The organism is Marinobacter sp. G11, assembly GCF_021282325.1.
GTDB lineage: Bacteria > Pseudomonadota > Gammaproteobacteria > Pseudomonadales > Oleiphilaceae > Marinobacter > Marinobacter vinifirmus.
In genome coordinates, this window is sequence record NZ_JAJSPB010000005.1 from 104724 (window position 1) to 129701 (window position 24978).

22 protein-coding genes and 1 tRNA gene are annotated in these 24978 nt (G+C 57.6%); 11 read left to right on the forward strand and 12 right to left on the reverse strand.

Translation table 11 applies throughout. The annotated features are described in order from the left end of the window. Positions 1 to 10 precede the first annotated feature (10 nt). From queA to LWH94_RS05085, 3 genes are all read right to left on the reverse strand, one after another. Positions 11 to 1111 carry a tRNA preQ1(34) S-adenosylmethionine ribosyltransferase-isomerase QueA gene (gene queA, locus LWH94_RS05075; protein WP_094625049.1) on the reverse strand — a complete coding sequence of 367 codons (1101 nt, stop codon included), beginning with the start codon at positions 1109 to 1111 and terminating at the stop codon, positions 11 to 13. A 41-nt stretch (positions 1112 to 1152) separates the two neighbouring features. After that, a tRNA-Leu gene (locus LWH94_RS05080) sits at positions 1153 to 1239 on the reverse strand. A gap of 48 nt (positions 1240 to 1287) precedes the next feature. Further along, positions 1288 to 1869, reverse strand: a complete 582-nt coding sequence (locus LWH94_RS05085; RefSeq protein ID WP_094625048.1) for a nitroreductase family protein — start codon at positions 1867 to 1869, stop codon at positions 1288 to 1290. Positions 1870 to 2022: 153 nt separating this feature from the next. On the opposite strand from LWH94_RS05085, the gene LWH94_RS05090 reads away from it, so the two are divergent. Beyond that, a complete protein-coding gene (locus LWH94_RS05090) occupies positions 2023 to 3465 on the forward strand; it encodes an adenylate/guanylate cyclase domain-containing protein (RefSeq protein ID WP_058340522.1) in 1443 nt (480 codons plus the stop codon). A gap of 9 nt (positions 3466 to 3474) precedes the next feature. Here the strand turns inward: LWH94_RS05090 and queF are convergent, their stop codons facing one another. The 3 genes from queF to LWH94_RS05105 are packed head-to-tail and all read right to left on the reverse strand — an operon-like array spanning position 3475 to position 6032. Next, positions 3475 to 4293 carry an NADPH-dependent 7-cyano-7-deazaguanine reductase QueF gene (gene queF, locus LWH94_RS05095; protein WP_232901451.1) on the reverse strand — a complete coding sequence of 273 codons (819 nt, stop codon included), beginning with the start codon at positions 4291 to 4293 and terminating at the stop codon, positions 3475 to 3477. Positions 4294 to 4311: 18 nt separating this feature from the next. After that, the gene (locus tag LWH94_RS05100; protein WP_232901452.1) at positions 4312 to 5085 is read right to left on the reverse strand and encodes an ABC transporter permease; all 774 of its coding nucleotides are present in this window, start codon (positions 5083 to 5085) and stop codon (positions 4312 to 4314) included. Next, positions 5082 to 6032, reverse strand: coding sequence for an ABC transporter ATP-binding protein (locus LWH94_RS05105; RefSeq protein ID WP_022989189.1), 951 nt, complete (start codon positions 6030 to 6032; stop codon positions 5082 to 5084). The genes LWH94_RS05100 and LWH94_RS05105 overlap by 4 nt, the downstream gene beginning before the upstream one ends. A gap of 250 nt (positions 6033 to 6282) precedes the next feature. Here LWH94_RS05105 and LWH94_RS05110 point away from each other — a divergent pair, with 250 nt between their 5' ends. Continuing rightward, entirely contained in the window at positions 6283 to 7401 is a 1119-nt protein-coding gene (locus LWH94_RS05110; RefSeq protein WP_232901453.1) for an organic solvent ABC transporter permease, read from the forward strand. On the opposite strand, the gene LWH94_RS05115 is transcribed toward LWH94_RS05110, so the two are convergent. Continuing rightward, positions 7391 to 8698 carry an HD-GYP domain-containing protein gene (locus LWH94_RS05115; protein ID WP_442914964.1) on the reverse strand — a complete coding sequence of 436 codons (1308 nt, stop codon included), beginning with the start codon at positions 8696 to 8698 and terminating at the stop codon, positions 7391 to 7393. The two genes, LWH94_RS05110 and LWH94_RS05115, sit on opposite strands and share 11 nt — an antisense overlap. A gap of 174 nt (positions 8699 to 8872) precedes the next feature. Then, complete coding sequence (locus LWH94_RS05120; RefSeq protein ID WP_232901455.1) at positions 8873 to 9475, reverse strand: hypothetical protein; 603 nt, start codon at positions 9473 to 9475, stop codon at positions 8873 to 8875. Positions 9476 to 9676: 201 nt separating this feature from the next. On the opposite strand from LWH94_RS05120, the gene LWH94_RS05125 reads away from it, so the two are divergent. Together LWH94_RS05125 and LWH94_RS05130 are read left to right on the forward strand one after the other, a co-directional pair. Then, complete coding sequence (locus tag LWH94_RS05125) at positions 9677 to 10690, forward strand: Fe(3+) ABC transporter substrate-binding protein (protein ID WP_232901456.1); 1014 nt, start codon at positions 9677 to 9679, stop codon at positions 10688 to 10690. A 174-nt stretch (positions 10691 to 10864) separates the two neighbouring features. Next, the gene (locus LWH94_RS05130; RefSeq protein ID WP_022989184.1) at positions 10865 to 12553 is read left to right on the forward strand and encodes an ABC transporter permease; all 1689 of its coding nucleotides are present in this window, start codon (positions 10865 to 10867) and stop codon (positions 12551 to 12553) included. Between the two features lie 80 nt (positions 12554 to 12633). On the opposite strand, the gene LWH94_RS05135 is transcribed toward LWH94_RS05130, so the two are convergent. After that, the gene (locus LWH94_RS05135; protein ID WP_232901457.1) at positions 12634 to 14301 is read right to left on the reverse strand and encodes an AMP-binding protein; all 1668 of its coding nucleotides are present in this window, start codon (positions 14299 to 14301) and stop codon (positions 12634 to 12636) included. A 284-nt stretch (positions 14302 to 14585) separates the two neighbouring features. Here LWH94_RS05135 and LWH94_RS05140 point away from each other — a divergent pair, with 284 nt between their 5' ends. The 5 genes from LWH94_RS05140 to LWH94_RS05160 all read left to right on the forward strand — a co-directional run bounded on the left by LWH94_RS05140 (position 14586) and on the right by LWH94_RS05160 (position 20489). Beyond that, positions 14586 to 15560: an ABC transporter substrate-binding protein gene (locus LWH94_RS05140; RefSeq protein WP_232901458.1), complete on the forward strand. Its 975-nt coding sequence runs from the start codon at positions 14586 to 14588 to the stop codon at positions 15558 to 15560. Positions 15561 to 15626: 66 nt separating this feature from the next. Next, a complete protein-coding gene (locus tag LWH94_RS05145) occupies positions 15627 to 16529 on the forward strand; it encodes an ABC transporter permease (protein ID WP_232901459.1) in 903 nt (300 codons plus the stop codon). A 9-nt stretch (positions 16530 to 16538) separates the two neighbouring features. Then, the gene (locus LWH94_RS05150; protein WP_058340513.1) at positions 16539 to 17333 is read left to right on the forward strand and encodes an ABC transporter ATP-binding protein; all 795 of its coding nucleotides are present in this window, start codon (positions 16539 to 16541) and stop codon (positions 17331 to 17333) included. Between the two features lie 288 nt (positions 17334 to 17621). Further along, complete coding sequence (locus LWH94_RS05155) at positions 17622 to 19760, forward strand: adenosylcobalamin-dependent ribonucleoside-diphosphate reductase (RefSeq protein WP_199457314.1); 2139 nt, start codon at positions 17622 to 17624, stop codon at positions 19758 to 19760. Between the two features lie 30 nt (positions 19761 to 19790). Then, positions 19791 to 20489: a TSCPD domain-containing protein gene (locus LWH94_RS05160; protein ID WP_022989178.1), complete on the forward strand. Its 699-nt coding sequence runs from the start codon at positions 19791 to 19793 to the stop codon at positions 20487 to 20489. A gap of 85 nt (positions 20490 to 20574) precedes the next feature. On the opposite strand, the gene LWH94_RS05165 is transcribed toward LWH94_RS05160, so the two are convergent. Beyond that, positions 20575 to 20733, reverse strand: a complete 159-nt coding sequence (locus LWH94_RS05165) for a CCGSCS motif protein (protein ID WP_199457313.1) — start codon at positions 20731 to 20733, stop codon at positions 20575 to 20577. 185 nt (positions 20734 to 20918) lie between these two features. On the opposite strand from LWH94_RS05165, the gene LWH94_RS05170 reads away from it, so the two are divergent. Both LWH94_RS05170 and LWH94_RS05175 read left to right on the forward strand, forming a co-directional pair. After that, on the forward strand, positions 20919 to 21404 hold the full coding sequence (locus LWH94_RS05170) for a GNAT family N-acetyltransferase (RefSeq protein WP_232901460.1): 486 nt from the start codon (positions 20919 to 20921) through the stop codon (positions 21402 to 21404). Between the two features lie 7 nt (positions 21405 to 21411). After that, the gene (locus tag LWH94_RS05175) at positions 21412 to 21918 is read left to right on the forward strand and encodes a methylated-DNA--[protein]-cysteine S-methyltransferase (RefSeq protein WP_232901461.1); all 507 of its coding nucleotides are present in this window, start codon (positions 21412 to 21414) and stop codon (positions 21916 to 21918) included. On the opposite strand, the gene LWH94_RS05180 is transcribed toward LWH94_RS05175, so the two are convergent. After that, positions 21881 to 22756 (reverse strand): metal-dependent hydrolase, encoded by an 876-nt coding sequence (locus LWH94_RS05180; RefSeq protein ID WP_022989175.1) that lies wholly within the window; start codon positions 22754 to 22756, stop codon positions 21881 to 21883. The two genes, LWH94_RS05175 and LWH94_RS05180, sit on opposite strands and share 38 nt — an antisense overlap. 94 nt (positions 22757 to 22850) lie before the next feature. Next, positions 22851 to 24905, reverse strand: coding sequence for a dehydrogenase (locus tag LWH94_RS05185; protein WP_232901462.1), 2055 nt, complete (start codon positions 24903 to 24905; stop codon positions 22851 to 22853). Positions 24906 to 24978 lie beyond the last annotated feature (73 nt).

Below are 24978 nucleotides of genomic sequence, written 5' to 3' on the forward strand. Positions count from 1 at the left end.
CAGGAATTACTCACAGGGATTCTCCACGGGATTCCGGTTGATCAGTATCGGCTTGGCCAGACGCAGCCTGGCGCCCAAGGCTTGGCTGCTGGCCGGTCAGGAACATGGCATCACCGTAGCTGAAAAACCGGTAACGCTCCTGAACCGCCTCACGATAAGCAGACATAATATGTTCATAGCCGGAAAACGCACTAACCAGCATGATCAGCGTGGACTCCGGCAAATGGAAATTGGTGACCATCGCGTCCACCGTCTGAAAACGATAGCCGGGATAGATAAAGATATCGGTTTCACCCCGAAAGGCCGACAGCACGCCGTTCTGACTGGCGGATTCCAGCGAGCGTACCGAGGTGGTGCCCACCGCCACTACCCGACCGCCCCTGGCGCGGGCCTGATTCACGGCATCTACCGTTTCCTGGGGAACGTGGGCAACCTCACTGTGCATCACGTGGTCTTTGACGTTATCCACCCGAACCGGCTGAAAGGTACCGGCGCCTACGTGCAAGGTGACGTAGGCAAACTCAACGCCCTTTTCTTTCAGTAGCCCCAGCAGGTCATCGTCAAAGTGAAGCCCGGCGGTAGGCGCCGCCACGGCACCCGCCTCCTTGGCGTAGACGGTCTGGTAACGCTCCCGGTCTGACTGATCGTCATCCCGCTCCATATAAGGAGGCAACGGCATGTGGCCAATGCGCTCGAGCACATCAAGAATGGGTTCTTCGCTCTCGCAGACAAAGCGGAACAGGGCATCTTCCCGACCGGTCATAAGCAGGGCCGTGCCATCCTCAAGCAACACCCGCTGCCCCGGCTTGGGAGACTTTGAAGAACGGGTGTGGGCCAGGATTTCGTGTTCACCGACCACTCGCTCAACCAGCACCTCTACCCGGCCACCGGTCTCCTTCTGGCCGAACAGGCGCGCGGGAATAACACGGGTATTATTGAACACCAGAAGGTCGCCAGGCTGAAGCAGGTCAGGCAGGTCAGTAAAACGAAGGTGCCGGGTGTGGCCGGTAGGGCCATCGAGATTCAGTAAACGGGATGCACTGCGTTGTTTGAGCGGGTAACGGGCGATGAGCTCGTCCGGCAGGTCAAAGTGGAAATCAGAGACGTTCATGGGCCGGGCTATTCACGACGCCGCAGGTTGCGGCCAATAAGTGGTAGCGGCGGGCGGACTCGAACCGCCACGGGTTTTACCCCAACGGATTTTGAATCCGTCGTGTCTACCAATTTCACCACGCCGCCATCGGAGAGTGGGAGGATTATACTGACCCTGATTCTGAAAGCAACCGATCATTCATCCCAGGATGCAAGCTGCCCCGGCGCTTGCCAATTTTCAACAAATTCACGGGTTTCCGGCCGTGGCACGGGTGGCTTTTCCTGCACCACAGTACCCGCATACAGAAAGCCGACTATCGATTCGCCTTCCGCCAGCCCAAGGCCACGATGCACCTGGGCATGGTAGGTAACCGGGCCGGTGCGCCACATGCCGCCGTAACCCGCATCGCGCAATGCCAGGCCGATAAATGCCATGCCGGTGGCAGCAGACATCACCTGCTCTACTTCCGGTACCTTGGGATGATGTTGCGGTGAGGCAATCCCGACAATCACCATCGGAGCCCTCAGCGGTGCTTTACGGGATTTTTCGACTTCCTGCTCACTGGCGGTTTCCGGGCAGGCAGAGGCGAACAGCTCGCCAAGGGCCTCCAGCGCCTCACCCTCTATCACCAGGTAGCGCCAGGGCCGCAACAAGGCATGGTCCGGGGCCCTTGCTGCACACTGGAAAGCCTGCTCGAGAACATCCCTGGGCGGAGCCGGGGCCTCCAGGCGGGGCTCGGAGGCACGGTCAAGCAGAAAGCGGGTAACAGAGCTCATAGACACCTGTAAGAATTGTGGCTTATACGTAATACTGCTAACCTTCAGTGTTAGCTCACTTCAAAACTACAAAAAACCGGCAGCACACAATGAGCGACCAAAAGAATTTTAGCAACTCCGTGTCTGAATCTGTGCTTGGGGCCAGGCTCTGAAATGATGAACGCACCGGCAGAATTACGCAACGCTACCGGGTCCGCCGGAAAAGTTGTGCATGGCGACCTCTCCAGCCACGAAACCGTGGCTATTCCGCCTATGCCGGATTACAGCGGCCGGATTCTCGGGTACGGTGTCAACACTGCCATTATTATTACCGGCGTGCTGCAAGGTATCTTCCCGGGCTGGATGCTTTGGCTGGTCGCGGGCACCATGCTCTGGCCCCACGCCGCACACCTGATATCCCGTCGCACCTTTCTGAGACGATCACCCCGCATCCGGCAGAAAATGCTGTTCCTGGATTGCGTGATCGGCGGTGGCTTTATCGGAATGATCGGATTAGTCGCCATTCCTGCGGTATCCACCGTGCTTATGCTGATGTTCAGCTGCCTGATTGTCGGTGGCACACGCCAATGGCTGGTAGGCACCTTGTTGATGGGCGCCGCCACGGCTGTGTCGGTTGCCAGCTTCGGTGTTGCCGAAAGCTTCCAGTCGCCACTGCTGACCAGCCTGGTCTCGGTGTTCGCAACCGGCACCTATATTTGTGTTACCGCGTACTATTCCCACCAGCAAGCCCGCGCCCTGCTCCTGGCCAAAACCCAGATCCAAAACCAGCGGGAGCAATCCATTGCCCTGTCGCACAAGCTTTCCAAATACCTGTCGCCCCAGGTCTGGCAATCCATCTTTACCGGCGAGCGGGATGTCCGGCTTGAAACCCAGCGCAAAAAACTCGCTATTTTCTTCTCGGACATCAAGGGCTTTACCGAACTCTCCGAAGAAATGGAGCCGGAAGCACTGACCGAACTGCTCAACCATTACTTCAACGAAATGTCGGAAGTGGCCCTGAAATACGGTGGCACCATCGACAAGTTCGTTGGCGATTCCATCATGGTCTTTTTCGGCGACCCCACCAGCCGGGGCCAGAGAGAAGATGCCTTTGCCTGCGTATCCATGGCCATCGAGATGCGCAAGCACATGAAGATCATGCGCCAGAAGTGGCGAAGCCAGGGTATCAAGACACCGTTACAGATCCGTATGGGCATCAGCACCGGCTACACCACCGTCGGCAACTTCGGCGCTGAAAACCGCATGGACTACACCATCATCGGCAAGGAAGTAAACCTCGCCAGCCGCCTGGAGTCCCTGGCGGATTCCGGCGAAATCCTGATTTCCTATGAAACCTTCTCGCTGGTGAAAGATCGCATCATGTGCCGCGACAAGGGCGAGATCACGGTTAAAGGCTTTGCCAAGCCGGTGCCAATCTATGAAGTGGTGGACTTCCGCCGCGACATGGGCCCGCACCGCAGCTTCATGGAACACGAGCACAGCGGATTTGCCATGTATATGGATTCGGAAAAGATTACCGAGAGAGAGCGCAAGGCCATACTGGCCGCCCTCGAAGACGCCGCCGACCGGCTGCGCATCGAGGAAGACAGCGAATAACCCCCGCCTTTACTGCCGCACCAGGCGCGGCCCGGGACCCTGCTCAGGGCTGGTGCTGCGCCACGGATTGATATCCAGCCCACCCCTGCGGGTATAGCGTGCACACACCGTCAGTTGCTCCGGTTTGCAGCGGGCCATCAGGTCTGTAAACACCGTTTCCACGCAGTGCTCGTGAAAGTCCTGCTTCTGGCGAAAGCTGACGATGTAGCGCAACAGTCCGGATCGATCTATCTTCTTGCCCTGATAGCGGATCATCACCGTTGCCCAGTCCGGCTGACCGGTAACCGGGCAGTTGCTTTTCAGCAGGTGCGAACACAGCTGCTCGCTGACCTCCTCACCAGACACCATCAGGGACTCCGTCGAGTACTCGTACACCACATCATCTACCGGCTCGTCATCAATCAGCTCATACCCTTCCGGGCGCCCGATAGCCGGCGCCGAGTCATCCACACTGAGCAGACGCACATCCACCGACGCTCCACAGGCACTGGACAGGTCAGCGGTAATGGTTTCCGCCACCTGTTCGACGGTGGAGAACACGGCCTGGTTGAGGGAATTCAGGTACAGCTTGAGCGACTTGCTTTCAATGATGGACGGTGACGCGGCAGGAAAGCGGATCTCCGCCCAGGCGACCGCCGGCACGCCACCAGGCCGAAGCCAGGAGATTTCCCAGGCTTGCCAGAGATCTTCCCCGAACCAGGGCCAGCGACCGTCTTCCAGGCTGATGCGACGCCGATTCTCTTCCCGTGCGACCGGAAACAACAACGAAGGATCATACTGATCCGGGTATTCGCTGGATTTACCCAGCGGAGCGTTATGCAATGCCATGTCGTAAAGATTCCCCGATCAGTGACGGATGCCTTTGCCCCGGGCCAGCATGCGCAGTGCAACGGCAGCCAACAGGACAATAAAGATGACAATCATACCAAGGGAGATGAACGGATTAACGTCCGAAACACCCAGTATGCCGTAGCGGAACCCGTTCACCATGTACAGGATCGGGTTGATCATCGACGCCCCCTGCCAGAACGCCGGCAGCAGGTCGATACTGTAGAAAACACCACCGAGATAGGTCAGCGGCGTGAGCACGAACGTCGGCACAATGGAGATGTCATCAAACTTGGTAGCCAGCATGGCATTGATAAAGCCGCCAAGGGAGAACAGTGCCGAGGTCAGGAACACCGTAATCACCACCATGGGCAGATTGTGGATAGACAGCTGGGTAAACGCCAGGGACAAGAGGGTAACAATCAGCCCGATGCTCAGGCCCCGGGCCATACCACCCGCCACATAACCTGCCAGTATCGTCCAGTTGGGTACCGGCGACACCAGCAACTCCTCGATGCTGCGCTGGAACTTCATCGAAAAGAACGACGACACCACGTTAGCGTAGGAGTTGGTGATCACCGCCATCATGATCAGGCCAGGCACGATGAACTGCATATAGTCGTAGCCGCCCATGTCGCCGATCCGGGAGCCGATCAGGTTACCGAAGATGATGAAGTACAGGGTCATGGTGACCGCCGGCGGCAACAGCGTCTGCGGCCAGATGCGGGTGAAGCGGCGGATTTCCCGCAGGACAATGGTCTGGAACGCGATCCAGAGGGCCTGAATGGTCATGCTTTCACCCCCGAGCCGTTTTCGGCTGCCCGGGCATTGTCTTCGACCATTCGCACAAACAGCTCCTCCAGCCGGTTGGCCTTGGTACGCATACTCACCACTTTGATTCCTTGACGTTCCAGTTCGACAAACAGGGAGTTCAGGCTCTGACCTTTCTCCACATCGACTTCCAGGGCGCCGTCTTCGTTAAGACTGCTACGGAAGCCGTCCAGTTCCGGCGCGGAATCCATCAATTGTTCTGTATCCAGAACAAAGGTTTCCACGTTCAGCTGCTGCAGCAGTTCCCGCTTGCTGGTGTGCCGGATAATCTCGCCGTGGTCGATAATGGCGATGTTACGGCACAGGGCTTCCGCCTCTTCCAGGTAATGGGTGGTCAGGATAATGGTGGTGCCCTGGCGGTTCATCTCTTCCAGGAACTGCCACATAGAGCGCCGTAATTCGATGTCGACACCGGCGGTCGGCTCGTCAAGAATCAGCAACCTGGGTTCATGCACCAGCGCCCGGGCAATCATCAGGCGCCGCTTCATACCGCCGGACAGCATGCGGGACGGGGTGTCTCGCTTGTCCCACAAACCAAGCTTGCGCAGGTATTTTTCGGCAGAAACCCTGGCCTGCTTGAGCGGAATGCCGTAATACCCGGCCTGGGTGGTGACGATATCAATGACTTTCTCGAACTGGTTGAAGTTGAACTCCTGTGGCACCACACCAAGGTTCAGCTTGGCGCCCGAGAGATCCGTATCGATATCGTGGCCAAACACCCTCACCTTGCCGCCACTCTTGTTCACCAGGGACGACACTATGCCCAGGGTCGTGGATTTGCCGGCACCATTGGGGCCCAGCAGGGCGAAAAAGTCCCCTTCCCTGACTTTCAGATCGATTCCCTTCAGGGCCCGGAAGCCATCGCCGTAGCTTTTCTCCAGCCCTTCGATTTCGAGTGCAAAGGTCATAAACCGTACCGTTTCCGAAATTTACCTGGCAAGCCAGGCTAAAAAGTAGAGAGCTATTGAATTGTGGCAAAAGGCGGTATTTCAAGGCCGCGGATTACAAACCGGCCAGCAGGCCAAACCCCCAAACTGCGACAGGATTCCCGATATACTCCAGGCACCGTCCCTATAATGCCGTTACAACAACTTACAAGACACCTGTCACCAGGCATCGGGTGCTTCAGGTCAACGCGAAGGGATTGTACGACATACCATGAAACTCGTTCACCTTACCCGCCTGTTTCTTCCACTTTCCGCTGCCGTGGTTTGCACCGGCTGCCTGGACAGCGGCGGCTCCGGCTCTGACGACACCCGCATCGGGCGAATCAATTACCAGGGCCTCAGCGGACTGACCTACACCACCAACAGCCAGAGCGGTGAAACCAACGAAGCCGGCGAGTTCCGCTACTATCCCGGTGAAACCCTGTCACTGAAAGTGGGCAAGTTACCGGTCATCGATAACGTTCCGGCACAGGATTTTGTCAGCTTCCTGGATTTCCAGCCGGAACTGCGGGAAGCCCTGAAAACCGCCAGCGTGAACGATCGGGGCCTGAAAGATCACCGGCCGGTGGAACTCAATCTGCTCCTGAACAACACGGAACTTCAAAACCGCACACGATTCCTGCTGGCGCTGGACTGGTCCGGCAACGTGAGCGAAGGCGAAGGCATCGACATTCGCCCGAGAGTGATCGAGCAGCTGAATGCAGCGATTAACGATCCGGATATCCCTGACACCCTCGATTTCACCGTGAGCGCCCAGGATTTTTCCGCGGCAGATTCGCCAGCGAACCGCATTCTGCAAAGTATCTGCTTCTACCCTGAGGATGACCGCCTCTGTGGCGCGCCGCCAAGCCCGCAAGAGATTGAGGCGGCACCGTCCCGCCCTGAAAACGACGAGGACCTGGATCCGAGCACCCCTTATAAAGAAGACCTGCAATCCCTGGCCGATCGCATCCGCGAAGCAGTCAGAACTCTGGAAGATGTCGACAGTGAGCAGGCTGAAAACTACCTTGAGCGGGAGCTGGCGAGCATTTCCAACCATTATGGCCGCCGTTACTACCTGGAAGACTACCTTGCCAGCCATCCTGCCAGCGACACCGGCATCAAAACCATCAAAATTCGAAAAATCGGTGGTGAGACTGCATTAGCCGAAATCGAGGCAGTCAGCACCCGACCGAATGATATCGCGGTGCACTCCTGGAGCTGGCAGACGGCGGAAGTAGAGTACTATGTGGCGGGCGACACCGGTGGTGAATCCGACATCCGGATCAACTTCAGGCCCGAAGACACCTACCGGTGGATTACCAAGGATATCCGGGTAATTATCGACTGAGCAGCTTGCCCAGCGACCAGCGGGACTCGGCTCCGGTCACATCATAGCCGGCCGGGTCCAGCCCTTCCGTACCATGGGGCAAGCACTCTTTAACAGACAGCATCGCCTCTCCGGATTTCGATTCGTTATAGCTGGCCAGGTCGATAATCTTTGCCGTTTTACGGGACTGGCGACCGGCATCCTGCATCACCATGACACTGGGCCACAGCCGCCGTTCCGGCGAATGGGAAATCACAATGCCCCGCTGCCCGTCTGACAGCTCCACCAGGCTGCCGGTGGGGTAAACCCCGATTGCCTTGATGAAGGCCTCGACCAGGTCATCCTGAAACTCGATGTTACGCATTTCGTAAAGCATCGACACCGCTTTCGCCGGCGTCAGTGAATCGCGGGTTTCGCGGGGCGTAATCAGCGATTCGAAAAACTCGGCAATACCGGCCACCTTGGCCAGCAACGGAATTCTGTCGCCTTTCAGCCCTTGAGGGAAACCGGAACCGTTATGGCGCTCTCGATGGTTCTGAACCACTGTCATCACTGCCCGGGACAGCCCCGAGTTTTGCAAAAGCGCCACACCTCGCTCGATATAACCGCGATAGTGTGCGTACTCTTCCGCAGAAAGCTGTTGCTCACGCTCAACCAGGTCTTTTGGCAGCGCAGTCTTACCTGTCTGGGACAACAGGCAGCCCATCGCCAGGTGGTTGAGCAAACCTTCATTCAAGCCCAGTTGACGACCACAAACCAACGCCCAAACCGCTGTATTCAGGGCGTGCTGGTAAAGAAAATCATCATAGTGGCGGGTGCGGCTGAGCCACAGCAAAGCACTGGGCTGACGCACGACACTGGCGACCATCTTGCGGGTAAGATCGGCTACCGGCCGCAAATCAGGGGCCTTGGCGGAGCGAATAGCATTAAAAACCTTCTGAAGAGCCGCCTCGCCATCGTCGAGAAGTTCCCGCGAAGCCTTTATTTCTTTACGCAGAGGTACCGTAACCTGGTGGCTGACCGGTTCGCGGATACTCAGTGGCGGCAGTTTCAGCTCGTTCCGGCCATTACCCCGCCCGGAAGCCCGCTGGCTGAACAGACGGACATTGCCCTCTTCCTGGTCAACCTTCTGCCGCGCTTCGGCAACATCTACCTTGACCCACTTGCAATGGGAATGCAGGGCCCGGATATCACTCTGGGAACGAATGTAGAACCCCTGAATGGGGAATGGCGTCTGGTGCCATGGACGATCGAGATCCGACACAAACATGCCGATCTCGAGGTCATGTACCATTATCTGTTTTTGACTTACGCCCACCACTCACCTCGGCTCAAGCTTTTGACACTATTTTACAGTTTGCCACTTCCGCAAAAAGACGCCACCTTAATTTAGTAGCTATCCGTCAATGTACATCGCCGCCAGGTAACTCAGTTTATCTTTGTGAAACAAACTGTATCCGCGGGACACCCGTCACAGGTTCGCTCAGGCGGATCACTCTGCCTTGCACCGGGATTCATCAAAAGCCGGCAAGCGCGCACTCAAAGAGCCTCTGGGTACCCGCCTGGCGAACACGGTATAAGCCACCGCTGAGGAGCGGATGTAATCGACGTTAACTTCTTCGTCACCCCGGATTAGTTGCCGCTGCGCAGGCTCGCAGGAAACCTGCAAAGAAAACTGGCCGCCCAGCTCCGCAATGCGCCCGGCTCCGTCCGGGGATGAAACTGTCATACACGCGGTGGCGCCGGATGCCGGATGGCCTGAACCGGCCACAGTATCCCGGGCCGGATCTGCACAGGCCCGGATGCCATCTCCGCACTCCTCTGCCTGGTCATGACTGTCATCAGACAGCCGCCACACTCGCTCGCTGCACTCGGTTTCGACTTTCATGGTCGTGGATTTATCGGACAGCAACCACCAGTCAGGATAGTCGGCACTATCCCAGTGCACCCTTACCTGACGGCTTTCACCGGCCGAATTCTCCGCTGGAAACATGGCGTAGTGGGTGTAATAGCTGGCACACCCCGACAACCCGAGCAGGGGCAGGAGTGGCAGTCCAAAAATCACAACACTTCGGGCGATCGACGGGCATTTCATCAGTAAAAACCTTCCTTGCTTGACTGACTCCATTATCGACGGCCTGCCGTTTTTATCTACGTACTACTCATCATTCTAAGGCACCAAATTATTCCAAAAGGGTTATTGACTCCGATGATGATAGTAATGAGAATGGTTGCCGTTTATAGTTGCTTGTAAGATTCATCCACATACAGGCCCAAAGTCCAAAGGAACGAAACCATGCGAATGAAACTTGCCGCTACCGCTGTCATCGCCCTGACGGCCCTGCCCCTGACCGCTTCTGCAGACGGCGAAGTAAATATCTATTCTTACCGCCAGGCTTACCTGCTTGAGCCTCTGTTGAATGCCTTTACTGACGAAACCGGCGTCAAAACCAACGTGGTTTTCGCCAAGCAGGGCCTTGCAGAGCGCCTGGAGCGTGAAGGCCGAAACAGCCCGGCAGATATCGTAATGACGGTCGATATCTCCCGCATTAACGAGCTGGTCGAGAAAGACCTGGTTGCCGGTGTTGAGTCAGACACGCTGAACAAGAACATTCCGGAAAACCTGCGCCACCCGGAAGGCAAGTGGTATGCACTGACTACCCGTGGCCGCCTGATTTTCACCTCCAAAGAGCGCGTGGAAGCCGGTGAAATCGCCAGCTATGAAGACCTGGCCGATGACAAGTGGGAAGGCCGCATCTGTACCCGCAGTGGCAAGCACCCGTACAACATCGCCCTGATTTCTTCGATGATTGCCCACCATGGCGAGGAAGCGACCCGGGAATGGCTGGAAGGCGTTAAAGAGAACCTGGCCCGCAAACCGCAAGGTGGTGACCGAGACCAGATCAAAGCCATCGCCGAAGGCGTGTGTGACGTAGCCATTGGTAACAGCTACTACTATGGCAACATGCTGATGGACGAAAACCAGCGCCCGATTGCCGAACAGGTGAACCTGGTATTCCCGAACGATGAAGGCCGCGGCACCCACGTAAATATCAGCGGCATCTCCCTGACCAAGAGCGCTCCTAACAAGGACAACGCCATCAAACTGATGGAGTTCCTGTCATCGCCGAGCGCCCAGCGTATCTACGCCGAGGCAAACACCGAATACCCGGCTAACCCGGAAGTGAAGCCCACCGGCCTGGTGGCTGAATGGGGTGAGATCAACCCTGATGGCCTGTCTCTCCAGGAGATTGCCAACAACCGGAACGCCGCAGTAAAACTGGTCGACACCGTGGATTACGACGGCTGATCCATCAGTAACTGATCGATAGCTTTTATAGCTGACTCGAAAGGTGCTCCGGAGGGTTCCGGGGCACCTTTTCTTTTAGCAGGACAAAAGGAAATGACCCGCATCATTGCAGGGAGCATGCTCAGTATCTAAAATCGGAACACTTCTCATCACCACTATCAGAACGGATCACTCATGACAGAGGTCGTTACCAGCGCCAACCCGGGTCTATCGCAACCATTGCTGGCCAAACGAACCTCCAAACGATGGATGATCAGCGCACTGGTCACCACTGCCATCGTAGCCTTACCCGTTCTGTCGGTGATTGTCCTGGCCCTGTTCCCGGAAGAGAACATCTGGCCGCACCTCCTGGAAACCACCCTGCCCCGCTACCTGGTGACTACCATCAAACTGATGATCGGTGTGGGCGTAATTACACTGGCCATCGGGCTGGCAACGGCCTGGGCCGTCACCATGTGCGAATTTCCCGGCCGTAAATTTTTCGAATGGGCGCTGATGCTGCCCTTTGCGGTGCCCGCCTACGTGATCGCCTATGTTTATACCAGCCTGCTGGATTACGCGGGCCCGGTTCAGATTGCCCTGAGGGACTGGTTTGGCTGGCAAAGCGCCGCCGACTACTGGTTTCCGGAAATACGCAGCCTGGGCGGCGCGACCATCATGATCGGACTGGTGCTGTACCCCTACGTGTACCTGCTCGGCCGCGCCGCGTTTCTTGAACAGTCCCCATCGCTGTTTGCGGTCAGCCGCAGCCTTGGCCATTCTGCCCTGAGCACCTTTTTCAAGGTAGTGTTGCCCATTGCGCGCCCGGCCATCGCCGTAGGCTTGTCGCTGGTGTTGATGGAAACCCTGAACGACTTCGGCACCGTGGACTTCTTTGCGGTACAAACCCTCACCGCAGGCCTGTTCGATACCTGGATGAACCTGGGCAATCTGGGGGGAGCCGCGCAGATCGCCACCACCATGCTGATGTTCGTGGTACTGCTGGTGACGCTGGAACGCTATTCCCGCCGCCGGCAGCAACAGTTTGCCGCCCGGGACAACCGTGAGCCGCTGCACCGGTTCACCATGTCTTTCCCGCGCCAGATGATTTGCGTGGTGGTGTGTGCCGTACCACTGGTACTGGGCTTTGTCATTCCCGGTGCAACGCTCGGCTACTACGCCTGGGAATATTTCGATGTAAGCTGGAACCCCGACTTCCTGCGCAACACCATGAACAGCCTGTTCCTGTCCGGCTCGGCCGCCCTGACCACGCTGGTAATCGGGGTAACCCTGGCCTATAGCCGCCGGCTGCACAACACCCGTGGCATGCAGGTGCTGATGCGCCTTTCCTCATTGGGGTATGCCATGCCCGGTGCCGTATTGGCAGTCGGTGTGATCGTCCCCCTGGCCGGGTTTGATAACTGGCTGGATTCCCTGATGCGGGATTACCTGGGAGTCAGTACCGGCCTGCTGCTCAGCGGCAGTGCCTTTGCCCTGATCTTCGCTTACACCGTTCGCTTTCTGGCAGTATCAGCCGGCAGCGTGGAAAGCGCCCTGCAGAAAGTAACCCCAAGCATGGATATGGCGTCCCGCTCACTGGGCCACAGCCCCGGCAAAACCCTTGTGAAAGTCCACCTGCCGATGCTCAGGGGTACACTTATTACGGCGGCACTGGTGGTCTTCGTGGACTGCATGAAGGAGCTGCCGGCAACGCTGATACTGAGGCCGTTCAACTATGAAACCCTGGCCACCTACGTGTATCAGTTTGCGTCTGACGAGCAGCTGTACCATAGCGCACTGCCGGCGCTGATCATTGTGCTGGCCGGTATCATCCCGATTATTCTGATGAACCGCTCCATCTCCAATTCCCGCTCCATGGCTTAGGGCCGGTTTTCAACTGGCGCAAAAAACAAAGGCCCGGCAATTTGCCGGGCCTTTGTGATTCACCATCAATCCTGCAGCCGTTACTGCCAGATTACCGGCTGCTTCTGGGCATACCAGTTATCCACCTTCGCCTGGTAGGCATCTTCCACCACGTTACGCTTGAGCTTCAGCGTGGGTGTCAGGAAGCTGTTCTCGATGGACCATTCATCGCTGACAACGGTGATGAACGCCAGCTGCTCGTGGGGATCCACGGTCTTGTTCACGTCGGCAATCAGCTTCTTGAAGCTTTCCTCGATTTCCTTCCGGAAACCGGCGTCGGCCATCTGAGGACGGATTTCCTCGCCCAGCAGCACCAGCGCATGGGGCTGGGTCTGGTTGGCACCAGAAACGCACACCATCTCAATGGCATCGTGAGCCATCAGGCGGTTCTCGATCGGTGCCGGGGCAATGTACTTGCCTTTGCTGGTCTTGAAGATTTCCTTGATGCGGCCGGTCAGCTTCAGGCGGCCCATCTCGTCGATTTCGCCCTTGTCACCGGTTTTCAGGAAGCCGTCCTCGGTAAAGGTTTCCCGGGTTTTCTCCTCGTCCTTGTAATAGCCCATCATGGTGGCCGGGCTCTTCACCAGCACCTCGCCCTGCTCGCTGATCCTTACTTCAACGCCGGGCAGCGCCTCGCCAACATAACCGGTCCGGGTACGGCCGGGCTTGTTCATGTGGGAGTAGGCAAAGTTCTCGGACATACCGTAGCCTTCCAGCAGCTCCAGCCCCAGGTTGCGGTACCAGTCGAGCACATCGTTGGACAGCGGCGCCGAACCGGAGCCTGCCAGCTTGACCTTGTCGAGCCCCAGCCCCTTGAGCACTTTTTTCTTGATCAGCTTGCTGACCACCGGGATCTTCAGCAAACGCTCAAGCTTCTGCTTCGGCACTTTCTGCAGCACGCCGTGCTGGAACTTCACCCACAGGCGGGGTACAGACAGGAACAGGGTCGGCTGTGCACGCTGCAGGTCCTGGACAAAGGTATCCAGTGACTCGGCAAAATACAGCTCGAACCCGGCGTACAGTGAGCCGAGCTCCACAAAGGTCCGCTCGAACACGTGGGCAAGCGGCAGGTAAGACAACATCCGCTCACCCGGGCCCACGCCCAGGGTTTCGATACCGCCGGCGGCGGCAAAGGCCATGTTATTGAAACTCAGCATCACGCCTTTTGGCCGGCCGGTACTGCCGGAGGTGTAAACAATGGTGGCCAGCTCTTCGGGCTCACGCTCGGTCTTGCCTGCCAGCGGCGGATACTTGGCAACGATATCGTCCCAGGTTTCGAAATCATTGGGCGGGCTGAGGGGATAGGAAATGCAGCGCACGGAATCCGGCACGCCGGGTTTCATCATGTCCCAGTCGTCCAGCTTGCCCACAAACAGGACTTCACACCCGGCATGGTCGAGGATGTAGTTGACGGTATCGGCATTCAGGGTGGGATACAGTGGCACGGAAATATGGCCGGCCATCCAGATTGCCCAGTCGGTCATGACCCATTGGGCACAGTTCTTGGAAATCAGGCCGATACGGCTTTTTTCCGGCAGGTTAAGAGACTTCAGGTACGATGCCATCCGGCGAGCTTCGTCTACCGCCCGGCCCCAGGTGTATTGCACCACCTTGCCATCGCCGATGGGCTGGGTCATATAGAGGGAGTCCGCCATTGTGGCCTCCCGGTGGTAAACCATTTCCAGGGGAAGTTTCTTTGCTGTGTCCATGGACCTTCCTGCTTTGTCTTTATAGTTTTCAGAGTTGCGTTTTTAGTGTTATCCGTGGCCTGAATAGCCATTACGACTTTAGTAGCCTATTTGAACACACCTTCACTCGTCAAAACGTGATGAATGCAAAATTATCTGCAGTTCAATACATTGAGGAAAAACAACCGATAAAGTTCATCGCAATCGCTACCCCGAACCCCGCAACCCTGTGGTAAACTTGCGAACTTTGAAAATTTTCCACCCCGTTCCAAGGGGAAACCTGCAAAAGACCCGGAGATCGGCATATGGCCAAGAAAACTCTGCGTACCCTGATCGGCGCGTCGCTGCTCGCCGCTGCAAGCCTGGTTCAGGCAGAAGACACTCGTGTAGTTGCCATCACCCAGATTGTTGAACACCCGGCACTGGATGCCGCCCATCAGGGCGTGGTCGACGAGCTGGCCGAACGTGGTTACCGTGAAGGTGAAAACCTGCGTCTCATGCACGAAAGTGCCCAGGGCAACTCGGCTATCGCGTCCCAGATCGCACGCAAGTTTGTGGGTGAAAGCCCGGACGTCATCGTGGCCATTGCCACACCGTCAGCCCAGACAGTTGCCGCAGCCGCCCGGGAAATTCCCGTTGTCTTCTCCGCCGTAACCGACCCGGTTGCCGCCAAGCTGGTTAAGAGCTGGGAAGCACCTGGCGCCAACATCACCGGCGTAAGCGACATGCTGCCGATCGAAAAGCACCTGGACCTGCTCCAGCGTGTAATGCCGGATGCCAAGCGTATCGGTACCGTATACAACCCGGGCGAAGCCAATGCTGCTGCCCTGGTGGAACTGCTGGAAGAGCGCCTGGCTGCCCGTGGACTGGAGCTGGTTAAAGGTGCCGCCACCAAGACTTCCGAAGTACTGGGCGCTGCCCGCTCCCTGGTTGGCAAGGCCGATGCCATCTACCTGACCACCGACAACACCGTTATCAGTGCAGCTGAAGCGGTTATTTCCGTAGGCGAGCGCGCCAAGATCCCGGTCTTTGCCGCCGACACCGCTACCGTAGAGCGCGGCGCGGTTGCAGCCCTGGGCTTCAACTACTACAACCACGGCCGCCAGACCGGCGCCATGGTAGCCCGCGTACTTGAAGGTGCCAGCACCGCAGACATGCCGGTGGAAATCATGGAAGAGCTGGACCTGTATGTGAATCCTGAAGCTGGTGAGCGCATGGGCATTACCCTGTCTGAAGACCTCATCCAGGAAGCAGTAAAAGTCGTCAAGAACGACAAGTAACGCCTGACCAACACGGGCGGACCCCAAAAGGGCCCGCCCGTTTTCTTTCACGGTGAATCCATACCCATGCTCAGCGAAATTGCTTTTTACGGCGCACTCGAAACCGGCCTCATTTATGGCCTGGTTGCTTTTGGTATCTATATCTCTTTCCGTGTTCTGGACTTTCCCGACCTGACGGTAGACGGCAGCTTTCCCCTTGGCGCCGCTGTGGCAGCCGTATTGCTGCTGGAAGGCTGGAACCCCTGGCTGGCCACAGGCTGTGCCGTCCTGGCAGGCATGGCCGCCGGCGCGGTGACTGCCATCCTGAACGTTAAACTGAACATTCTTAACCTGCTGGCCTCCATCCTGACCATGATTGCGCTTTATTCGGTGAACCTGCGCATCATGGGGCGGCCCAATATTGCGCTGCTTACCGAAGAAACCGTGCTGACCCCCTGGTACGACCTGGGGCTGAATTACCACCAGGTTCCGGTACTGCTGTTCGTGATCGTGGTTTTTGTGTCACTGATCCTGCTCTGGCGTTTCATGAAATCCGAAACCGGCCTGGCCATGCGCGCCACCGGCGCCAACGCCCGAATGGCTCGCGCCCAGGGCATCGCGACTGGCGGCATGATCATTCTCGGCGTTGCCCTCTCCAACGGCCTGGTTGGCCTGGCTGGCGCCCTGTTCGCCCAGAGCCAGGGCGCGGCAGACGTGACCATGGGCGTTGGTGTGATCGTTATCGGCCTGGCCTCGCTGATTGGCGGCGAAGCGGTTATCACACCGTCTACGGTTATCCGGGCCCTGCTGGCCTGCGTGATTGGTGCCATCATCTACCGCCTCGCGATCGCCTTTGCCCTGAATGCCGACATTCTGGGATTGCAGGCACAGGACCTGAACCTGATCACCGCAGTGCTGGTAACCCTGGCCATTGTTCTGCCGGGCGTGCGCACCAATATCGCCAACCGCTTCACCCGCAAGAAAGCCTGAGGAGGCACTATGATCAGCGCAACCGATCTGAGGCTCACCTTTGGTAAGGGTACTCCCCTGGAGAACCCGGCCTTGCGGGGCATGAGCCTGACTGTAAACCAGGGTGAATTTGTCACGGTTATCGGCAGTAACGGTGCCGGCAAGTCCACCTTCCTGAACGCCCTGGCCGGCGAGGTGATGGTCGACAGCGGCCAGATTATCGTGGACAACCAGGACGTAACCCGGCTGCCGACCTACAAGCGCGCTGCGCGGGTGGCCCGGGTTTTCCAGGATCCCCTGGCGGGCACCTGTGAAAACCTGTCCATCGAAGAGAACCTGGCGCTGGCCATCAAGCGCGGCCAGCGCCGTGGCCTCACTTCTGCGGTAAAGAGACAGTATCTGGGCCAGTTCCGGGAGAGCCTGTCTTCCCTGAATCTGGGCCTGGAAAGCCGCCTTGGTGACAAGATGGGACTGCTTTCCGGCGGCCAGCGCCAGGCTGTGAGCCTGCTGATGGCAAGCCTGACCCCGTCCAGCATCCTGCTGCTGGACGAACACACCGCGGCGCTGGACCCCAAAACCGCGGCCTTTGTGCTGGATCTCACCGAGCAGATCATCGAAGAGCAGAAGCTGACCGCACTGATGGTCACCCACAGCATGAAACAGGCACTGGAAGTCGGCAGTCGCACTGTGATGCTGCATCAGGGCCAGGTGGTGTTCGATATCGCCGGTAAGGATCGGGAAGGCCTGGAGGTGAAAGACCTTCTGGGGCTGTTCGAGAAACAGCGCGGGCTTCAGGTAGACGACGACAGCCTGTTACTCGGCTGATTCAAACCAGAGCCTGACCTGAAAAGCGGGGCCTGGCCCCGCTTTTTTTGTTTTGTTAATTGTGGCAAGGATCACCTTTTAACCACTACATCTAGTGATCTCCGCAAACGCAGGTTTCATGCGGGGTTGCGGAGTTTCAAGCCTTTTTCCATTGAATTTCTTTGCGGGGCATCGCTCCGGCAATAGTTCGTACCTTATTCACAGAACACTATATCCTGTTATACTCCATTCAAAATAAGCCCATATATAGGGTTAAAGCCAAAGACAGACTGGAAACCGAGGGTGGCAATGAACGCTAAGGCACAGGCAGTAATCACAACGATTCCGATGCAGGAAGCTTCGCTCGACATCTGGAGCAGCAAGTACCAGCTGAAAACCAAGACTGGCGAGCCGGTCGACAAGGACATCAACGCAACCTACGAACGGGTTGCCCGCGCCCTTGCCGAAGTCGAGAAAAAGAATGTACGCGACAAGTACATGAAAGAATTCCTGTGGGCCCTGCAGAACGGCGCCATTCCGGCGGGCCGTATCACCTCCAATGCCGGAGCCGAGGCTCACAAGCCGGCGACCTCGACCATCAACTGCACCGTGTCTGGCAGCATCCACGACTCCATGAATGACATTCTGGAGAAAAACCACGAAGCAGGCCTTACCCTCAAGGCCGGCTGCGGTATCGGCTATGAATTCTCCACCCTGCGCCCCCGTGGTGCCTACGTGGCCGGCGCCGGCGCCACTACTTCCGGCCCGCTGTCGTTCATGGATATCTTCGACCGCATGTGCTTCACCGTGTCGTCTGCCGGTGGCCGCCGCGGTGCCCAGATGGCCACCTTTGACGTTCACCACCCGGACGTCATCGAGTTCATCCAGGCCAAGCGTGAAGATGGCCGCCTGCGCCAGTTCAACCTGTCTCTGCTGATCACCGAAGATTTCATCGAAGCCGTACGTAACGGCGACGACTGGCACCTTTCCTTCCCGGTCACCAAAAAGGAAGTGGAAGAAGAGGGCCTGGACCTGGCCGACACCAGCAAGTTCCTGTACCGCGACTTCCCGGTTCAGGACAGCTACGTTATTAACGATGAAGGCAAGGTCGCCTGCCGCATCTACAAGACGGTGAAAGCCCAGTTCATCTGGGACACCATCATGACCAGCACCTACGACTATGCCGAGCCGGGCTTCATCCTGATTGACAAGGTCAACCAGATGAACAACAACTGGTTCTGCGAAGACATCCGTGCCACCAACCCCTGTGGCGAGCAGCCCCTGCCCCCTTATGGCAGCTGCCTGCTGGGTTCGGTCAACCTGACCAAGTTCGTGGACTACCCGTTCACCGACAAGGCCAGCTTCAACTACGAGAAATACCGCAAGGTCGTTGGCACCTTCACCCGTATGCTGGATAACGTAGTGGAAATCAACGGCCTGCCGCTGGCCGAGCAGCGCCACGAAATTACCTACAAGCGCCGTCACGGCATGGGTATTCTGGGCCTCGGCTCTACCCTGGCTATGCTGCGCATGCCATACGGTTCAGATGAATCCGTGAAGTTCACCGAAGAAGTGGTTCGGGAGATGGCCGTAGAAGGCTGGCGCCAGTCCCTGGCCCTGGCCGAAGAGAAGGGCCCGGCTCCGATCATGGAAGACGAGTTCGAAGTGACTCCGAAGATGATGAGCAAGTGCCCTGAGCTGGCTAAAGACGGCTACAAGGTGGGCGACATTCTCAAGGGTAAGCTGCTGCACGCGAAGTACAGCCGCTACATGCAGCAGATCGGCCACGTAGAGCCGGAGCTGGTCAAGCAACTGGCCGAGAAAGGTGGCCGTTTTACCCACCACACTTCCATTGCTCCGACCGGCACCATCAGCCTGTCCCTGGCCAACAACGCCAGTAACGGTATTGAGCCGAGCTTCTCGCACCACTATGCCCGGAACATCATCCGTGAAGGCCGGAAAACCAAGGAAAAAGTGGACGTGTTCAGCTTCGAACTGCTGGCCTACCGCCACCTGGTCAACCCGGGCGCCATGCCGTTCTCCGATGACGACGACAAGAAGCTGCCCGGCTACTTCACCACATCCGATGATGTATCACCGAAGCAGCACGTAGACATTCAGGCGGCCGCTCAGAAGTGGGTTGATTCCTCCATTTCCAAGACCGCCAACGTACCGCAGGACTTCAAGTACCAGGACTTCAAGGGCATCTACCTGTACGCCTACGACATGGGCCTGAAGGGTTGCACCACTTTCCGCTTCAACCCGGAGGCGTTCCAGGGCGTGCTGGTTAAAGAGAAGGACCTTGAGAATACCCTGTATGAGTTCACCCTGGACGATGGCAGCAAAGTCACCCTGAAGGGCAACGAACAGGTAGAGTACGACGGCGAAGTCCATACCGCCGCCAACCTTTTCGACGCCCTCAAAGAAGGCACCTACGGAAAATACTGAGTCCGGAAACCGACAGACAGGAACAGCAAAATGACAGTCAAAATCAGCAACAAAATCGTCGGCTACCGGGTCAAGAAAGCCGATGCGGAAACCCCGAACGAACACCAGGCACCGGTACAGGCAGAAACCAAGCCGGTGGAGATGAATGAATACATCGAGCGGCCGGATTTCCTGTTGGGCACCACCTACAAGATCAAGCCGCCCGTGGCCGAGCACGCGATGTACATCACCATCAATGACATCCTACTCAACGAAGGCACTGACCACGAGAGCCGCCAGCCCTATGAAGTGTTCATCAACTCCAAGTCGATGGAACATTTCCAGTGGGTTATCGCCCTCACCCGCGTTATCTCGGCGGTATTCCGCAAAGGTGGCGACGTCACCTTCCTGGTGGAAGAGCTGCGCAGCGTGTATGACCCGAACGGTGGTTACTTCAAGAAAGGCGGCGTCTTCATGCCGTCACTGGTGGCCGAAATCGGCGCCGTGATCGAGAAACACCTGAAAGCCATCGGCCTGCTGGAAAGCGACGAGTTGAGCGAAACCACCAAGCGCATTCTCGCCGAGAAGCGTGCGGAGTTTGAAGCCAGCCAGGACAAGGCCACCAACGACGACACAGGCAGCGACTACCCTGCCAACGCCACCATGTGCGGCAAGTGCAATACCAAGGCTGTGATCGTGATGGACGGCTGTGCTACCTGCCTGTCCTGCGGCGACAGCAAGTGCGGCTGAAGTAATCAGCTGACGAGTTGAAAAAAACCCGGTTGCGCAAGCAACCGGGTTTTTTGCAGGCAATTACAGATAAACGCCAGGCTTCTCAGGAACAGGAACCACAGCAGGTGCCACCACCATGGCCGCCTTTACTGGCTTCTTCCTTCTTCTCTTCCGCGTTGGCTTTGGGGTCAAAACCTTCAACCTTTGCGGTCTCAGTTTCTTTCTCTTCTTTCTTGAAAATGTTCAGAAATGACAATGCCATCAGGTATTCCTCTATCAAGGTTTCTTAACATTCATTTTTAATGAATGTTAAAGGGTGCCGGGAATGCGGTCAAGCAATTTGAGTGGGTATGAATGCTGGATTTTCCTGCTGTACGGGGTATGCTGCGGGTATAGTGGAATAACGGTTTTAACCTGCTATCCAACACAGGTGCACACTGAGCTGACATGAACACAATCACGTCTATCACGATTCGCAAGTACCAGATTCAGGATCTGAGCCCGGTGGTTCGGCTGTTTACGGATTCCGTACATGAGCTGACCGCTGGGGCCTATGATGAAACCCAGCGCTATGCCTGGGCCTCCCGCACGCCTCACCTGGATGTCTGGCGCGCTCGGCTGGACTCGCTGGAAACCCTGGTCGCCGAGGAAGGCGACGACCTGGCCGGGTTCATTTCCTACGACAAGGACGGCACCATTGACCTGGTGTTCACCGCGCCCAACTTTGCCCGCCGGGGCATTGCCTCCACCCTCTACCATGAGGCGGAGAAGCAACTGATCGGCATGGGTGTGAAAGAGCTGAAAACCGAGTCCAGCGTGGTCGCACGGCCGTTCTTTGAGCGGCACGGCTTTGAAGTGGTCGACGAGCAGCGAGTCACGGTTCGTGGAGCCCAGTTCCTGCGCTATAACATGCGCAAAGTACTGGAAGGATAATGCGGTGATGCACTATGGCATCACCCCATGCTCACAGGGCCAGCTTCTGGCCAGCTGGTCCGAAGAAGGCCTCTGCGCCATCGAGCTGGGCGACACAGACGAAGAACTTGTCGCCCTGCTTCACGCCCATTTCCCGGGCCAGGTTATAAAGCCCGCAGCAGCCGGCATCGCCGACGTACTTGACCCCGTGCGGCAGCTTGTCGACACCCCCACTGGCAGCCTACCGATACCCCTGTCACCAAAAGGCTCTGTCTTCCAGAAAGAAGTCTGGCAAGCCCTTCTGAAAATTCCGGCAGGCACCACCGTCAGTTACAGCGAACTTGCCCGGATGCTGGGCCGCCCGAAAGCCACGCGCGCCGTTGCTACGGCCTGTGCAGCCAATAAACTGGCGGTGGTAATACCCTGCCACCGGGTTGTCCGGTCTGACGGCAGCCTCGGGGGCTACCGCTGGGGCATCGAGCGTAAACGCGCCCTGCTCAACCTTGAAGCGACGCTGGCAGCCAGCGCTTCTTAGCCTTCTCCACAAGATCCCGGGCGTCGTTGTTCCAGGGGTGGAAGTTCGGGCTGTAATACTTCAGGTAAGACGGTATCAGCTTGCGGAATACACCCGGCTTACCCCACATATAATTAAAGGCCCCGGCCCAGGATTTCAGGTTCCCCAGCTGGCCGTCTTCCTTCATCAGCTGAATCACATGCAGCGTGCTGAAGAACGGGAAGATCACGCTCACAACCATCATTTCCGTTACCCGGATAAACTCGCTGCCGCCGATACTCTTATAAACATCAAAGGCCACCGCCTTGTGCTCTGACTCTTCAATAGCGTGCCAGGCCCAGACTGGCGCGATCCTCGGGTCCATTTCCTCGAGCGCATCAAACTTGAGCAGAAACTCCTCTGCCATCAGGGCCGTAAAGTGCTCAACCGCCACGGTATGGGCCAGCTGGCGCTCCGGGGTGAAGTTCCTGCGCAGCTTGTTCATGAACCACTGAACTTCACGCTCTAGCCGGCCCAGACCAACGCCCCGCTCCTCGAGGAAGCCGTTCATCAGTTTGTGCTCTTTCGAGTGATGAGCCTCCTGGCCGATAAATGCCCGGATCGCCTTCTTCAGCTCCGGGTCCGTAATCTGGTCCTGGTAGTGACGGACAGAATCAATGAAGAATTTTTCTCCGGGCGGGAAGCTGGCAGACAACGCCCCCAGCAACAAGGTTTTTACCGGGTCGTTATCCCACCAGTATTTTGGGAGATCCTCCGGAAACTCGAAATCCGGACTGCGCACTTCCGGAACCAGTCCCGGCGGTGTCGCACTCCGGTAGCCCCTTGTGGACTTCTTGATCTGTGTCGCTGGCGCGTTCATAGCAAACTCTCCTGAACCTGTGGGCTCGAATACATTCCTACAGGCTACGCCCCCTTTTACGGGGGCGTCAGGTGATTGCGGGCCAATTTCGTAATCAGGCGGGCTCTGTGGCCTCTGCGGCAAGCGCCCGTACCCGTTCGAAGTCCTCCTCGGTGAACACACCGTTAACCCCGGACACCGCCGCCAGCTGCATGCCGTGCTTCAGGCCGAGTTTGTAGATTTCCCGCACCTTCTCCCATTCGATATTACGGCCCAGGGTGAAGTTTTCGAACCGGGCTTCCAGCGTCAGTACGATGGTTTCGGCCAGGCAGGCATAGGCGATGCCTTTGGGCAGGCCAATGTCTTTCATCTTTACCGGCCCGGGAAGCTGGATTTCACCGGATTCGATGACCAATACATCCGGCCGCCGGGCAACATCTTCTGCAGGAATATCCAGCGGCCGGGCCACGTCGGTGATCACGCAGCCGGGCTTCACCTTCATGATATCCAGGATGCGTTTGCCGGCCCCGGAGGTGGCCGTTACCACCATATCCATATCCGGAAGATCGCGATCGGTGGTGGCTGCCACGTGAACGATAGCACCCGGGGTTTCCAGTTCGATGCTTTCCTTCAGGGCCAGCAGCTTGGCCGCTTCCGGAGCAACCATATAGATTTCATCCACGGCCTTGGCCAGCAACCGGGCGCACACAGAACCAATGGCTCCGGTAGCGCCCACAACCATGGCCTTGCCAGCCATCTTGCCGCTTTTGCCGATACTCACCCTGCCAATACGCTGCGCCGCGTCGTGGGCGGCCCAAAGGGCACCTGAGGCGCTGTAGCTGTTGCCGGTAGTAATCGGCAGCGGTGCCCGCTTGGCCACCGTAATCCCGGCATCCCCGACTACCTTGGTAAACGCGCCCAGGCCCATAATCTGGGCGCCCAGTTTCCTGGCCAGCTTTGCCGCCGCCAGCAAGCGGCTGTAGGTAAACTCCGGGTCGTGGGCCATGATTTCTTTCGGGGTGCCGCCCACGGTAATCAGCCAGCCTTCCACTTCATCACCAGTGGGTGACTGAATGCCGGAGACCTTCGAATACACAAATGGCGGCGTATAGGCGATGGCTTTTTCCACCAGGTTCATCACCGCCGGCGGCGATACGCTGGCGACCCAGTCCAGGGGCGGGGTTTTGGTCAGATACTGTTGGGACAGCGGATGGATTACAAAGGCGAACCGGTTTATTCGGCGGTAGCCATTGGGGTACAGAATCCGGGGTTCTACCCCGAGCCGCTCGATCACATCGAGAAAGTCATCCGCACCCAGCTGCTCCGGAGTTCGTGACAACGCTGCGCTGATCATCGCCTCCATAACGTTCACCCCCACTGGCCGACCTTCCAGCCAGGGGCTGTAGTCCACCACCATGGCGACTTTCCGGGAACGGAACCAGTCCAGGGCAGATTCGCTCACCCGCGAGGTGATCACGGTTTTGCCATCCAGCTCTTTCTCCGTAAACGCCTCCAGATCCCCCATCGCCCCGACAATCACATGGCAGTCCCTGACCGATTCATGCAGGGAACCGCTGATCAGCTTCTCCCCCATCCGGTAAAGCGGAGTACGATGCAGTCGCTCGATGACCTTCACGGCATTGGGGCTGAACATCACCGGTGCGGTGAGCTTGGTGTAGGCTTCCAGCTGGCTCAGGGAAGTCAGCAGACGCGGCACGCCGAAATCCAGGTAAGGATCAGCGAACAGCAGGTTGTCTGTATGTTCCGACAGCGCCCTGGCAATGCGGAAACCGGCCTGGCCGTTGAGGAACAGCACCCGGGCGTTGTCGAAAAAATGGCCCAGTTCGGTCTGGGTATGGCGCACGGCCCATTCCTGGAGAATGCCCCGAAGGCCGGCCCCGGTGGTGACGGGCTTATCCGGCACACAGGCTTCCAGACGCGAGGTATCCGGGTGCTGAAGCTGCTCCCGCCCTACCTGGTAATGGTCGTGGATCATACTCAGGCCAATGGCATCTGCCTGTTCACGCACCGAATCCAGAACGGCCTCGGCACGGTCCAGGTTACCATCGCTCCCCACCCTGATCACCCGGAAGTCCTGGCCCAGAAACCGGGTTTCAAGCTCGTAGTCGTACTCGGATGAGCCCTGGCTGATACTCACAACGGTTTTCATGGCGCCTTGCCCCTGTTTTTGTCCCTGTTGTTTTGTTCTATCTCAAGTCTAGAAGCTGGCGCCTTATCCTGCC

What these genes read in the sequence shown, in the direction of transcription:
- queA (WP_094625049.1), bottom strand. Translation starts at nt 1,111, where the DNA reads ATGAACGTCTCTGATTTCCACTTTGACCTGCCGGACGAGCTCATCGCC.
- LWH94_RS05085 (WP_094625048.1), bottom strand. Translation starts at nt 1,869, where the DNA reads ATGAGCTCTGTTACCCGCTTTCTGCTTGACCGTGCCTCCGAGCCCCGC.
- LWH94_RS05090 (WP_058340522.1), top strand. Translation starts at nt 2,023, where the DNA reads ATGATGAACGCACCGGCAGAATTACGCAACGCTACCGGGTCCGCCGGA.
- queF (WP_232901451.1), bottom strand. Translation starts at nt 4,293, where the DNA reads ATGGCATTGCATAACGCTCCGCTGGGTAAATCCAGCGAATACCCGGAT.
- LWH94_RS05100 (WP_232901452.1), bottom strand. Translation starts at nt 5,085, where the DNA reads ATGACCATTCAGGCCCTCTGGATCGCGTTCCAGACCATTGTCCTGCGG.
- LWH94_RS05105 (WP_022989189.1), bottom strand. Translation starts at nt 6,032, where the DNA reads ATGACCTTTGCACTCGAAATCGAAGGGCTGGAGAAAAGCTACGGCGAT.
- LWH94_RS05110 (WP_232901453.1), top strand. Translation starts at nt 6,283, where the DNA reads ATGAAACTCGTTCACCTTACCCGCCTGTTTCTTCCACTTTCCGCTGCC.
- LWH94_RS05120 (WP_232901455.1), bottom strand. Translation starts at nt 9,475, where the DNA reads ATGAAATGCCCGTCGATCGCCCGAAGTGTTGTGATTTTTGGACTGCCA.
- LWH94_RS05125 (WP_232901456.1), top strand. Translation starts at nt 9,677, where the DNA reads ATGCGAATGAAACTTGCCGCTACCGCTGTCATCGCCCTGACGGCCCTG.
- LWH94_RS05130 (WP_022989184.1), top strand. Translation starts at nt 10,865, where the DNA reads ATGACAGAGGTCGTTACCAGCGCCAACCCGGGTCTATCGCAACCATTG.
- LWH94_RS05135 (WP_232901457.1), bottom strand. Translation starts at nt 14,301, where the DNA reads ATGGACACAGCAAAGAAACTTCCCCTGGAAATGGTTTACCACCGGGAG.
- LWH94_RS05140 (WP_232901458.1), top strand. Translation starts at nt 14,586, where the DNA reads ATGGCCAAGAAAACTCTGCGTACCCTGATCGGCGCGTCGCTGCTCGCC.
- LWH94_RS05145 (WP_232901459.1), top strand. Translation starts at nt 15,627, where the DNA reads ATGCTCAGCGAAATTGCTTTTTACGGCGCACTCGAAACCGGCCTCATT.
- LWH94_RS05150 (WP_058340513.1), top strand. Translation starts at nt 16,539, where the DNA reads ATGATCAGCGCAACCGATCTGAGGCTCACCTTTGGTAAGGGTACTCCC.
- LWH94_RS05155 (WP_199457314.1), top strand. Translation starts at nt 17,622, where the DNA reads ATGAACGCTAAGGCACAGGCAGTAATCACAACGATTCCGATGCAGGAA.
- LWH94_RS05160 (WP_022989178.1), top strand. Translation starts at nt 19,791, where the DNA reads ATGACAGTCAAAATCAGCAACAAAATCGTCGGCTACCGGGTCAAGAAA.
- LWH94_RS05165 (WP_199457313.1), bottom strand. Translation starts at nt 20,733, where the DNA reads ATGGCATTGTCATTTCTGAACATTTTCAAGAAAGAAGAGAAAGAAACT.
- LWH94_RS05170 (WP_232901460.1), top strand. Translation starts at nt 20,919, where the DNA reads ATGAACACAATCACGTCTATCACGATTCGCAAGTACCAGATTCAGGAT.
- LWH94_RS05175 (WP_232901461.1), top strand. Translation starts at nt 21,412, where the DNA reads ATGCACTATGGCATCACCCCATGCTCACAGGGCCAGCTTCTGGCCAGC.
- LWH94_RS05180 (WP_022989175.1), bottom strand. Translation starts at nt 22,756, where the DNA reads ATGAACGCGCCAGCGACACAGATCAAGAAGTCCACAAGGGGCTACCGG.
- LWH94_RS05185 (WP_232901462.1), bottom strand. Translation starts at nt 24,905, where the DNA reads ATGAAAACCGTTGTGAGTATCAGCCAGGGCTCATCCGAGTACGACTAC.